Source organism: Acinetobacter populi (assembly GCF_002174125.1).
Classification (GTDB): Bacteria; Pseudomonadota; Gammaproteobacteria; order Pseudomonadales; family Moraxellaceae; genus Acinetobacter; species Acinetobacter populi.
The window spans coordinates 150,388-161,970 of the sequence record NZ_NEXX01000004.1 but is presented as its reverse complement, the minus strand read 5'-3'; the positions used below and the strand labels follow the sequence as shown (position 1 = coordinate 161,970).

The window sequence follows — 11,583 nt, the reverse complement described above, 5'->3', positions numbered from 1 at the left end:
CATCACTACACTTCTATTAGTACATTGGCATTGATATTGGAAACCAAAAAAATTAGGTTTACTCGACTTGATTGTTTTGACGATATGCTTGAAGCAAAATCTGTTAAAGGTATTGATTTTGGAAATCAGTTATTTGCAAGCTGTTGGACAAAAGCAGATGAATCTATTCCTCAGTGGTATATGTATGGCTCTCAATTATCTGGAGTTAGACTATCTTTTTTACCTAATGAGTTATTTAATTGGTATCAATTACAAGGTGGTAGGAAAGTGGAAAGGAATGGAAAGCATGCGGGTATGGATATACCTTTACCTTTAGATGCTCCTTATTCACTTGATAATATTTATGGTTATGGCTATTCACTCGTACCTGAACCAGATATGAAGCAGAGGTTTTTAAGAGATATTGAATATGTAAATAATTTAGATGAAATTTTAGAAGAATTTGAGAAAAGAATTACTATTGAAAGTGGTATTATAACGATTAAAGGTATGTATAGTGATTTTGGATTCCATAAGTCTTCAATATGGAGTTTTCAAGAAGAATGTAGATTTATATTAACTGCTAACTGTTTCCTACAGACTTTAAATGTTACAGATGATCAGTTTTTTGATTTCTATATGCAAAGTGGTCGCTTGAATCCTTTAGAAATAAAAAGCATTGATTTACCATACAATTCAAATGCTTTGGATAATTTATTAGTAACACTTGGCCCATCGACCACGAAAGCAGATGAGATACTTGTTAGATCCTTACTTGAAAAATATGCTCCAAAAGCTCAATTAAAAAACAGTAATTTATCTGGAAAAATTAGAAGTGTTTCTAGATAAATTATTAAATAGATGATATATTCCTAATACGCCATTGACGTACTTTTACTTATGTTATTTATTGAAACCAGCATTTTCACCAAACAAATCAAAGAGCTTGTCTCTGATGATGAGTACAGAGAACTCCAACAGGAACTTTTAGTTCAACCAGATAAAGGAGATCTCATTAAAAATGGCGGTGGGATTCGTAAAGTACGTTGTGCTCAAGGTAATAAAGGCAAAAGTGGTGGCATTCGAGTTATATATTACTGGATCACTGAAGATGATCAGATCTTTATGCTATTGGCTTATCCTAAGTCTGTTAAAGAGAATCTAACTGATAAAGAAACAGCCATCCTACGTCAACTTGTGAAGGACCAATTTCATGGATAATAACTTATTTGATGACCTCGTTGCTTCGATCAAAGAAGCAGGTGCAATTAAACGTAATGAAGTTAAAGCAACTAGAGTGACTGAGCTAACTCTTCCTGATATTAAAGAAGTTCGAGAAAAAACAGGTTTGAGTCAAAATGAATTTGCTGCACGTCTTCATATCAGCCCTCGTACCCTACAAAATTGGGAACAAGGTCGTAGATATCCAACTGGCCCAGCAGCGACATTAATTCGTATTTTAGATGCTCATCCAAGTTTGATTTAAAATATAAGTAATAAAAAATCCCGACATCCAGTTGGGTTTTTTTGGTATTTAGTGCCTAAGCCTGACTCCTGTCGAGCTTCACGATCCTGGTGTTGCGCTTATCATTATTATTTTATGCTTGGAACATCCTGTTCTCTATGACTTCATGATAGGAAATTGACGTACTGTTGCCTATCGGACAGTCTTTTGAATCATTGTAAGAGATTTCTTACATACAAATTGTCCAGAAATTATCCCAATATTTATCCGCAAAAATTGCGGATAATTTCAGCACTGTGACCATTGAAAACTCAGGAATAAATGAACTTTTGATTATTTGTTGATCAGCTTTATTAGGGGAAATATCAATTTCGCTCAAAAAGAAAGCGACTTGGAAACAAGTCGTTTTTTCCGTGATGATTTTAGGTTTTTATAAATTATAAGTATTTGATTTTAAATAAAAATATTAAAGACATTTCGCATAACGACCATTATGTTAAATGGAGATTGAAAAAGTCTTTTACTTAAACGGAATAATTGGTTTATTAGCCTAAAAATTAAAAGTAGACAGAGGTTGTTTTTTAATCTAATATGAAATAAAAATAGATCATGGAGGTAGAGAAAAAGTGTTTAAAATAAGATGGATAACACTATTAATATTATTTTCGCCACTTAGTTCAGCTGAAACTCAAATGTGCTATTCAGATGCCGAATGTAAGCTTCATCAAATATGTAATGATGATGGAAAATGCGTAGCTGATGAAAGACCAGACTATCTCCTAAATGACTTAATACTAAATAATAAAGGAATATATAAAAATATAAGCTTAATCGATAAAAATCCTAAGGTAAAAATAGAGTCAAACATTACATTAAAAATGTTAAAAAAAATGAATCAAGATAAATCTTCATATTATTGTGGTCTAAAATTTAAGGAAAGCTCATCAACGCATGCTACTTTTGAGGCTCAGTATTACACTACTTTTTGGGTAAACATGGTAAAAGGCGGTGCTGTAGTGGCTCGCTCTTTAATGACATTGAAAAAAGGTGACTTATTACATTTAGAACTAGGCACACAAGGTTTTACGTGTGTTAACTAAGATTTCTATGGAGGCAAAGTATGTCAAGAGGATTGATTTTGACGAGCTTAATTGTACTTGTTAGCTCTAATCTATATGCGAAAGAAGATAACCGATATGCATACTGTACTGTAACAATGTCTGAAAAAAATAAGCTATATCCGTCAGAAGATTATGCAGTTTTATTTTCTAAAATATTTAAAGTTAGAGTGGATACGTTAGATCCAAATGTGTCTAGAGTTGAACTAGCTGGACAGTTTGTTAATTCACTTTATAAAAATATTGATGGAGACGGTTCTTTGTATGATCGTTATGTAAAAAAATACAACTTTGGCGGAGTAATAAGACAGGGGTGTAATTTTGATAACTCTACTTTTGAGAAAGCAAAGACAGCATATGATATTGAGCACAAATCTTTAATGAAAAAATCAAGGCATTATTCCGAGAAAAAACCATGTGAGTTTGTTGGCATAGTTAATTGGGCGTATAAAGATCAACCTCTGTATCCAAATACAAATTCTTTAGACTATTGTGAATAAGCAGAACAATTGATGGTGTACTAATTCTTAGTTTTTCTAAAATTAACATAATACGCCTTATACGAAATTCTAAAATTAGTTTAATTTTTTCAACAGCTTATAGTTAAACTATTCTGCCATAATAGCCGACAGCAACATGTCGGCTATCTTTTAGACTTACTGATACATATTACCAAAATTTCAGCAATTTTATGCCCAAAGTGAATTCTATTATTAAGTATCGCTTAAATTTTAATCCCCCCGTTTACTCACCACCAATTCCCCCAACTCGATTAATCTTGAACGAACCACATTGCGGCTTAGACCCAATAATTGAGCGGTTTTCACCTGATTTTGATGGCAATAATCATAGGCGACCCGTAGGAGCTGTTCTTCAAACTGTGAATATACTTTGCCTTCGTGTTGCTGAAATAAACCCTGAAAGACTTCTTTGAGTTTTGCATCAATCACTGGGCGTTTGGCTTCTTGTTGATGCTTATCATTGGCACGTTGGGCAGGGGATTTTAACAAGGGCAAATCATCACTTTGGATGATGCCATTTTGACAAATCAATAAGGCATGATGAATCATGTTTTCCAGTTCACGAATATTGCCGGGCCACCAGTAATCGTTTAGTTTTTGTTTCGCTTGATCTGAAAATTCAGCTTTTTCATAGCCTAGTTGAGCATGATATTTATCAATAAAATGATAGGCTAATGGTAAAATATCACCTTTACGTTCTCGTAATGATTTGATATTTAAGGTAACGACATTAAGGCGATAATATAAATCCTCACGGAATTGTTCGGCAATAATGGCTTGTTCCAGATTGACATTGGTGGCAGCTAAAACCCGTACATCGACGGCAATACTTTTACGTGAGCCTAAGCGCACGACTTCTCGTTCCTGTAAAACCCGTAATAATTTGACCTGAATGCGTTTGGATAAATCACCGATTTCATCGAGCAACAAGGTACCGCCATTGGCCGCTTCAAACCAACCCGCACTACTGGATAATGCGCCGGTAAAAGCACCTTTTTCATGTCCAAACAGTTCACTTTCCACCAGATTTTCAGAAAATGCACCGCAGTTCACCGCGATAAATGGTTTGTGGCGACGATGACTATGTTCATGAATTTGCCTTGCAATCAATTCCTTACCTGTACCTGTTTCACCATGAATCAGAACACTGGCTTCACTTGGCGCAATTTGTTTAATGTATTCCAGTAATTTTTGTGATTCTGGATCATTAAATACCTGTGCCGTCGCTTTGTGGGAATGACTACGTTGGGTAATTTCGGGCAAAGTAATAATATCTTGTCGCATTCCATTATATCCTTGTCACTACACGATAATTTAATATTGAGATAATGATTTCCTCAGCGGATCGTGCAGTATTGAAAAATGTCATCGTATCCATTATGAATAAAAAGATGCTTTGGGATAACGGTCATTTAAAGCCCATTGTCCAAGATCTTTAAGTTTATATTCCACCGGATCATGCAGAGTCTGGGTACGAACATTACGCCAGAAGCGATCAAAACGTAAGGCCGCATGTGTAGCGCGTGCGCCTGTCACTTCAAAGATACGATTACTAATATCCAGACTAGTACGGGTTGCAGCGACTTTAGCAGTTGCAACAGCAAGTGCAACTTCACCACGTTGTTGTTCGGTTAAATCTTCTCCGATCTCCCATGCCCATTGCAATTTACTGATGGCATGTTGATTAAGCAACCGTAACGACTCCAGTTCTAGCCAGAACTCACCATAATGCCGCAGGATATAAGGATCATCGGTTGCATGTTCTACATCGGACAAAAACCATGCCCGAGTTTCTTTGCTGGTATAGTGTTTGGCTTCGGCCAGTGCGCCTTCGGCGACACCAAGGAACATATTGACAAAAATTAGTTGGGCAATTAATGGTCGTAGTGAAGAAAATGGGGTACTGAGTGGACCCGGATCAATCAGCATGTCCTTGGCTTCGACGCGGACACGTTCAAAAATCGCACTGCCACTATCAGTTTGACGTTGTCCGATATTATCCCAGTCGTGATATAAGGTAATTCCCGAACGTGATGTCGGTACAGCTGCAATCAATAATTTTCCTGTGTGTTCATCCAGACCTGAGACAATCAGCATTTCAGAATCGAGTGCGCCGGAACAAAAACTTTTTTTACCAGAAAATTCGTACCAGCCGTCTTGATATTTGACTACCGTGCGTTTATCCAGTGGATTTAAAGCATTACCCCAAAACCATGATTTTTCGGCAGTGAGTTGATACCAGCGTTGCCACTGTTGTTGATTCCCAAACAAGCGTATGGTAGCCAAATGCAGATGATGAAAGCCAAAAACATGAGCAAGTGAGCTATCGGCTTGGGCAAAAATTCTTACTACATCTAAAGTTTGCTGCCATGAAGCAGAAAATCCGCCAAATTCTTCGGGAATCGATAAAGACAGTAAGCCACTTTGGCGAATTAAATCACGTTCATCTTTGGGTGTGCCACCTTGCCGATCTCGTTCAATTGCGGTATGTGCAAATTGCTGAGCAAGTGCCTGTGCTACAGCACTTGCATCGGAAAGTTGGCTAATGCGATGCGTTTGATTAAAAACATTCATGTTTTGTTATCCTACAAAATATCGTGATCTATTTTTAAAGCTGAATGGCATGGGTTATATCTCTCTGACAATAGCATGCATGTTCTCGTATAAAATTTAAAATGATTTATGCTTGTTCGGTTTTTTGTGGTGGGATCACATCATTGGCAATCATTTCACCAAAAGGCCCGGTCAAGTTGGTCTGACCAAATTTGGCATAACTGGCATAAGGCTCCGGCAATAAAGGGAACACCAGTTCTGCAAAGCGATAGGCTTCTTCAAGATGTGGATAACCAGAAAAAATAAAACTTTCAATGCCCAGATCTGCATATTCCTTGATACGTGCCACGATCGTTTCTGGATCGCCAACTAATGCGGTTCCTGCACCGCCCCGTACCAGACCGACACCTGCCCAGAGGTTTGGTGATACTTCCAGTTGATCGCGTCGTCCCTGATGTAATTCGGCCATACGTTTTTGTCCGACGGAATCAAAACGGGCAAAAGAGGCTTGAGCTTTGGCAATGGTTTCATCGGAGATATGTTCAATCAGTTGATTGGCGGCTTCCCACGCTTCCTCATTGGTTCTACGTATAATTACATGCAAGCGAATACCGAATTTAACTTGTCGTCCTTGCTGTTCTGCTTTGGCCCGTACCTGTGCAATTTTTTCTGCGACCGCAGCAGGTGGTTCCCCCCAAGTTAAATAAACATCGACCTGTTTGGCTGCCAAATCTTGTGCAACATCGGATGAGCCGCCAAAATACAGCGGTGGATAAGGTTTCTGTACAGGCGGATAGAGCACTTTGGCATTTTTAACAGTCAGATGTTTGCCTTCAAAATTTACCGCTTCACCTTGTAAAACTTGACGCCAGATGTGTAGAAATTCATCGGCAGCTTCATAGCGTTCACTGTGGTTTAGAAATAAACCATCACCTAGATTCTCATCGGGATCGCCACCTGACACGATATTAATCAATAAACGCCCATTGGACAAACGATCCAGCGTGGCAGCCTGTCTAGCTGAAACTGTGGGTGAAATAATCCCGGGACGAATGGCCACCAGAAATTTTAATTTTTCAGTTAAGGGTGCCAGTGCCGAGGCCACCACCCATGAATCTTCACAGGAACGACCTGTTGGAATTAATACACCATAATAGCCAAGATAATCTGCTGCCTGCGCGATTTGTCTTAAATACGGTAGAGAAACAGGTCGGGCACTTTCACTTGTCCCCAAAAAATGCCCATCGCCATGCGTTGGTAAAAACCAGAAAATATTCATTGTAAGTTAACTCTGTTAAAACATTATATTTACTGCTTTGCAATCTATATACCAATAATTTTATTTATATAAAACAATAGAATAATAATTTAATATGGTTTTGTTTATTCAATGTGAGGGAAAAGATGTTGATTCACTGTTGGTCATGCAACAGTTCTTGATCAAGCTTGCGTCACCCAACTTTACGCATAAAAAGTGTTAATAGTTAAACTGAATATTTTTAGCATTTAATCTTATTGGTATTACTTGAATAAAAAAATTAAATTAACCCAATATCATTAAGGCATGTTGCAGCGTTATTCGCAAATATGTCAATTCGATTTGTCCTAGGATGCTTTCATTTTCAATCATTTATCAAAGCATATAGGATTTAAATTTTTCTTGTTGATCAAGATCAGTCAGCATTTATTCTTTTGTTATCGCTACTTTTACTTAAAGCATTGCCATGCAATGTATTTGCCCTCATGAATTTTGGAGATAATTATGGAGATCGTCAAGCATCCCGAATCTCGTCAACTTGTACGCACGGTCAAGGCCAGTGCCTATGTATTTGAAGATCAAAATTCAAAACGGCTGATGTCGTATATTGCACAAATTGCCCCCAGTGAAGCAACCGTATTAATTATTGGTGAAACAGGTACGGGGAAGGAACTGGTCGCACGTCAGATTCATGCCTTGTCGAGTCGTAAAAACAAACCCTTTGTTGCGGTGAATTGTGGAGCCTTATCCGATACATTGGCCGAAGCCGAGCTGTTTGGTCATGAGCGTGGTGCATTTACAGGCGCAATCAGTAATCAAGTTGGCTGGTTTGAGGCAGCACAAGGCGGCACCATTTTCCTTGATGAAATTGGTGATTTGTCACCGAGTATTCAAGTGAAGTTATTGCGGATTCTGCAAGAAAATGAAGTGGTGCGCTTAGGCTCCCGCCAGACCAAGAAAATTGATGTACGGGTCATTGCAGCCACCAATATCAAACTGGAAGAAGCAGTTTATGCTGGAAATTTTCGGGAAGATTTATACTTCCGCTTAAAAGTTGCCTCTTTACACATCCTGCCATTGCGCCTGCGTATTGGTGATATTCTGCCATTGGCACAGCATTTTATTGAAGACTATTCCCGCAGTTTAAAACGTCCTGTACCGATCTTAAGTGAAGAGGCAGAACGATTATTATGTGATTATCACTGGCCTGGGAATATTCGGGAGCTGGAAAATGCCATACATCATGCCTTATTGATTTGTAAAAATGGCATTATTCAAAGTTATGATTTTCAATTGACTGGCTTTAAGCATAAGCTGTCCTTACACGATGCTGATTTATCCATTTATCAACCGGCGGGACAGAACCTAAAACAAATTTTATTTGAATGGTTCGAGCAGGGCATCGAAGATTTAAATGAACAGCTAGAAGCGGAAATTACCGAAGCTGCTTATCAATATTGTCATGAAAACCAATTGCATACTGCAAAACTATTAGGTGTTAGCCGCAATATTATCCGTGCCCGATTAATCAAACATGGTTTGTTGTCACCCAATACACGCGCATCAACTGTGTCTTGATCATTGTCTGTCAAGAGGAATGTGATGGTGAAAAAACTTCACCATCACATTTTTTCTAGCGTTTATAACTTGCACCAATATGCGGTGCAGATAAATGATCTCCTTGACCAAATAACTTATGCCGCAACGTTCCTTCACGATAGGCTTGAGGATAAACCCCTCGTTTCTGTAGCTCTGGCACCACATATTCAACCACGTCACTAAAGGTTTCATGTGCCACTGCATAGGCGAGATTAAAACCATCTACACCAGTTTCTTCTACCCATTCCTGCAAAACATCGGCAATGGTTGCAGCAGAGCCGACAAATACAGGCCCATTACCGCCAATACTGGTCCATTCCGCGACTTCATCGACAGTCCATGAACGACTTGGATCGGCAGTGCTATAAGATTCCAATAGCGATTGAATGGCATTGGTTTTAATATATTGGATTCGGTCATCTTTGCCAAACTGGGCAAAATCAACACCACTCCAGCCAGATACCAGCGTTAATGCACCGTCATGACTAGCATATTTTTGATATTCCTTGAGCTTATCTTGAGCCTCTTGATCAGTTGCGCCGGTAATAATGGTCGCTAGCGTATAGATATAAACACTGTTTGGATCACGGCCTTCGGCTTGCAGGCGTTGTCTAGTATCATCTACAAAACGTTTTAATAGAACTTTTGATGGTACAGAAATAAAAATACATTCTGCATGTTTGGCAGCAAAGTTTTTACCACGGGATGATGCACCAGCCTGATATAAAACGGGCGTTCTTTGTGGGGAAGGTTCACTAATATGAATACCGGGGACTTTAAAATATTTACCTTCATGTTCAATCGGAAACACTTTATCAGCATGGGTAAAAATCCCTGATTCACGATCACGCACCACCGCATCATCCTGCCAACTCCCTTGCCATAATTTATACAAGACCTCTAAGTATTCATCGGCAATATCATAACGATCATCATGGGACACCTGATCATCTTGTCCGATATTTTTTGCACCACTAGATAGATAAGATGTGACAATGTTCCAGCCAGCTCGTCCTTTGGTTAAATGATCCAGTGTGGTGATACGACGGGCAAATGGATACGGATGTTCAAAAGAGATAGAGGTCGTGATACCAAAGCCTAAATGTTTGGTTACTGCTGCCATTGCAGGTGCCAGTTGTAATGGATCATTGACTGGGACTTGTACTGCACCTTGTAGGGCATGGCGATTATCCCCATGGAAAACATCGTATGTGCCGAGGACATCGGCAATAAAAATACCATCAAAGATACCTTTTTCCAGAATTTGAGCCAAATCTGTCCAGTATTCAATATCTTTATATTGCCATGAGCGATCTCTCGGATGGCGCCATAGACCTGGCGATTGATGGGCAACACAGTTCATTTCAAATGCATTAAAACGAATTTGCTTGGTCATGATTATTTCCTCTATTTTTGATTGATTTTTCAATGGGATTATTCGGCAGATACAGGCGTTAACACATTTTTGACTAGAGGATCATTGGTAGTCCGTAAATATTCATCTAGACGTGGATCTGCAAAGGCTTGTTGTAATTTAATAATCTGTGGGTTTTTTAAATGTTCGGTTGCAACCACTAATCGAGATGCAAATGTTTTTGGTGCAGGTGGAAATAATATACCTTTACTTCGCGGAACTTTACCGGCATCAAATTGTAGGACATAACCAATCGCAGCATCTACGGAGTCCAGTACACGAGGTAATGACAGTAAATCAAGTTCTTTAAAAATGAAATTTTTTGGATTGTCCTGAATATCACGTAGTTTTGCCACCCGAGGTTCGATGGCTGGATTTAAGCCAATTGCACCGATACGTTGTAATAACCATAATGCCTGTCCCTGATTGGCACCATCATTGGGAACAATAATCGTTGCACCATTTGGTAGATCAGCAAAGTTTTTATAACGATCAGAATAAATGCCAAAGGCCCATTGAAAGACTTCAACGGTTGGCGTGAGCTTAAAATCATTTGCATCAACGACTTGTTTTAACCACCATTGATGCTGATAAATTGTTCCGGCATATTGGCCATCGTTTACCGCACGATTAGCCTGTACCGGATCTTGTAAGCCAACTGCTTCAATTTTTATACCGTAATCGGGTGCAATATTTTGACTAACAAATTCAATGATACGTTGTTCTCCTGCCATCGCAGGTTCAAAATGAACTTTAAGAACATCACCAAAATCACTGCTGTGTTGATTTTTTTTAAGGCTAAACACTGCGATTAGAATCACAATGATAAGAATCGCGATGCCGATCAGTAAGGGTTTTTTGCTGGATTTTTTTAATTCAAAATCAGTAGGGGTATTACTCATGGGAGAGTCCTCAAGTTTATTTCATCTTGTTTCAGATTGGAAATTATTAAAATGCTCATGGTCGTGTTGCCCATTGGCTTAGTTTTTGACCGACCAGTTGTACCAGTTGAATGGTGATAATGAGGGTAATAATTGTGGCAATCATGATGTGATGATCAAAGCGCTGATAGCCGTAAACCACTGCCAGATAACCGATACCACCTGCACCAATAGTGCCGGCAATGGCTGAATATTCGATCATGGTGATGGTGTTGAGTGTTGCTGCCGAAATTAAACTGGGGAGAGCTTCGGATAGTTGTACCGATTGAATAATTTGCAGATTTGATCCACCTGAAACACGACCTACAGCAGTGACTTCTTCGGGTAATTCACGCAAGGCGTTTTCAACCAAGCGCGCAAAAAATGGAATGCCTGCAATGGTCATGGGTACCACGGCCGCAGGAATACCAATTGTGGTGCCCGTGAGCCATTTGGTGAAGGGGATAATCGCTGCCATTAAGACCAGAAAAGGTAAAGATCGCCCGATATTAACCAATATGCTTAATACGTCATGAAGTGAACGATGGGGAAAAAGACCTTTTTTCGAGCTATTGAATAAAAGTACACCCACAAAACCACCGATAATAATGACCAGTGTCATCACAATTCCAACCATTATCCATGTTTCCAAATAGGCAGGCAGTAACATCTCTGGCACTTCAGACCACGGCGTGTTTTGATTAAATGTAATGTCTGGTAAACGATTTTCACTCATATGATTCTCATGGTTTATTT

Annotated in this window: 12 protein-coding genes; 6 read left to right on the top strand and 6 right to left on the bottom strand. The window is 39.0% G+C overall.

Going from position 1 to position 11,583, the window contains the following annotated elements; genetic code table 11:
- Nucleotides 1-84 precede the first annotated feature (84 nt).
- The 5 genes from CAP51_RS11905 to CAP51_RS11885 all read left to right on the top strand — a co-directional run bounded on the left by CAP51_RS11905 (nt 85) and on the right by CAP51_RS11885 (nt 3,062).
- The gene (locus tag CAP51_RS11905; protein ID WP_245809148.1) at nt 85-828 is read left to right on the top strand and encodes a hypothetical protein; all 744 of its coding nucleotides are present in this window, start codon (nt 85-87) and stop codon (nt 826-828) included.
- A 51-nt stretch (nt 829-879) separates the two neighbouring features.
- Nucleotides 880-1,200: a type II toxin-antitoxin system RelE/ParE family toxin gene (locus CAP51_RS11900; RefSeq protein ID WP_087620982.1), complete on the top strand. Its 321-nt coding sequence runs from the start codon at nt 880-882 to the stop codon at nt 1,198-1,200.
- Nucleotides 1,193-1,465 carry a NadS family protein gene (gene nadS / locus CAP51_RS11895; protein ID WP_087620981.1) on the top strand — a complete coding sequence of 91 codons (273 nt, stop codon included), beginning with the start codon at nt 1,193-1,195 and terminating at the stop codon, nt 1,463-1,465. The genes CAP51_RS11900 and nadS overlap by 8 nt, the downstream gene beginning before the upstream one ends.
- A 605-nt stretch (nt 1,466-2,070) precedes the next feature.
- Nucleotides 2,071-2,544 (top strand): hypothetical protein, encoded by a 474-nt coding sequence (locus tag CAP51_RS11890; RefSeq protein ID WP_087620980.1) that lies wholly within the window; start codon nt 2,071-2,073, stop codon nt 2,542-2,544.
- Between the two features lie 20 nt (nt 2,545-2,564).
- Nucleotides 2,565-3,062, top strand: coding sequence for a hypothetical protein (locus CAP51_RS11885; protein ID WP_087620979.1), 498 nt, complete (start codon nt 2,565-2,567; stop codon nt 3,060-3,062).
- Between the two features lie 231 nt (nt 3,063-3,293).
- Here the strand turns inward: CAP51_RS11885 and CAP51_RS11880 are convergent, their stop codons facing one another.
- From CAP51_RS11880 to ssuD, 3 genes are all read right to left on the bottom strand, one after another.
- Complete coding sequence (locus CAP51_RS11880; protein ID WP_087620978.1) at nt 3,294-4,367, bottom strand: sigma-54 interaction domain-containing protein; 1,074 nt, start codon at nt 4,365-4,367, stop codon at nt 3,294-3,296.
- Between the two features lie 93 nt (nt 4,368-4,460).
- Nucleotides 4,461-5,657, bottom strand: a complete 1,197-nt coding sequence (locus tag CAP51_RS11875; protein ID WP_087620977.1) for an acyl-CoA dehydrogenase family protein — start codon at nt 5,655-5,657, stop codon at nt 4,461-4,463.
- Nucleotides 5,658-5,763: 106 nt separating this feature from the next.
- Complete coding sequence (gene ssuD / locus CAP51_RS11870) at nt 5,764-6,915, bottom strand: FMNH2-dependent alkanesulfonate monooxygenase (protein ID WP_087620976.1); 1,152 nt, start codon at nt 6,913-6,915, stop codon at nt 5,764-5,766.
- Nucleotides 6,916-7,398: 483 nt separating this feature from the next.
- Here ssuD and CAP51_RS11865 point away from each other — a divergent pair, with 483 nt between their 5' ends.
- Nucleotides 7,399-8,472, top strand: coding sequence for a sigma-54 interaction domain-containing protein (locus tag CAP51_RS11865; protein ID WP_087620975.1), 1,074 nt, complete (start codon nt 7,399-7,401; stop codon nt 8,470-8,472).
- A gap of 55 nt (nt 8,473-8,527) precedes the next feature.
- On the opposite strand, the gene CAP51_RS11860 is transcribed toward CAP51_RS11865, so the two are convergent.
- Genes CAP51_RS11860 through CAP51_RS11850 form a run of 3 tightly spaced genes read right to left on the bottom strand, consistent with a single transcriptional unit; the run spans nt 8,528 to nt 11,563 of the window.
- Nucleotides 8,528-9,889, bottom strand: a complete 1,362-nt coding sequence (locus tag CAP51_RS11860) for an LLM class flavin-dependent oxidoreductase (RefSeq protein ID WP_087620974.1) — start codon at nt 9,887-9,889, stop codon at nt 8,528-8,530.
- Between the two features lie 38 nt (nt 9,890-9,927).
- Nucleotides 9,928-10,809 (bottom strand): MetQ/NlpA family ABC transporter substrate-binding protein, encoded by an 882-nt coding sequence (locus CAP51_RS11855; RefSeq protein WP_087620973.1) that lies wholly within the window; start codon nt 10,807-10,809, stop codon nt 9,928-9,930.
- 55 nt (nt 10,810-10,864) lie between these two features.
- Nucleotides 10,865-11,563: a methionine ABC transporter permease gene (locus CAP51_RS11850; RefSeq protein WP_087620972.1), complete on the bottom strand. Its 699-nt coding sequence runs from the start codon at nt 11,561-11,563 to the stop codon at nt 10,865-10,867.
- Nucleotides 11,564-11,583 lie beyond the last annotated feature (20 nt).

Bases quoted from the DNA above. Each gene is read 5' to 3' on its own strand.
- CAP51_RS11880 (WP_087620978.1), bottom strand. From the start codon at position 4,367: ATGCGACAAGATATTATTACTTTGCCCGAAATTACCCAACGTAGTCAT.
- ssuD (WP_087620976.1), bottom strand. From the start codon at position 6,915: ATGAATATTTTCTGGTTTTTACCAACGCATGGCGATGGGCATTTTTTG.
- CAP51_RS11860 (WP_087620974.1), bottom strand. From the start codon at position 9,889: ATGACCAAGCAAATTCGTTTTAATGCATTTGAAATGAACTGTGTTGCC.
- nadS (WP_087620981.1), top strand. From the start codon at position 1,193: ATGGATAATAACTTATTTGATGACCTCGTTGCTTCGATCAAAGAAGCA.
- CAP51_RS11875 (WP_087620977.1), bottom strand. From the start codon at position 5,657: ATGAATGTTTTTAATCAAACGCATCGCATTAGCCAACTTTCCGATGCA.
- CAP51_RS11885 (WP_087620979.1), top strand. From the start codon at position 2,565: ATGTCAAGAGGATTGATTTTGACGAGCTTAATTGTACTTGTTAGCTCT.
- CAP51_RS11905 (WP_245809148.1), top strand. From the start codon at position 85: ATGCTTGAAGCAAAATCTGTTAAAGGTATTGATTTTGGAAATCAGTTA.
- CAP51_RS11855 (WP_087620973.1), bottom strand. From the start codon at position 10,809: ATGAGTAATACCCCTACTGATTTTGAATTAAAAAAATCCAGCAAAAAA.
- CAP51_RS11865 (WP_087620975.1), top strand. From the start codon at position 7,399: ATGGAGATCGTCAAGCATCCCGAATCTCGTCAACTTGTACGCACGGTC.
- CAP51_RS11900 (WP_087620982.1), top strand. From the start codon at position 880: ATGTTATTTATTGAAACCAGCATTTTCACCAAACAAATCAAAGAGCTT.
- CAP51_RS11850 (WP_087620972.1), bottom strand. From the start codon at position 11,563: ATGAGTGAAAATCGTTTACCAGACATTACATTTAATCAAAACACGCCG.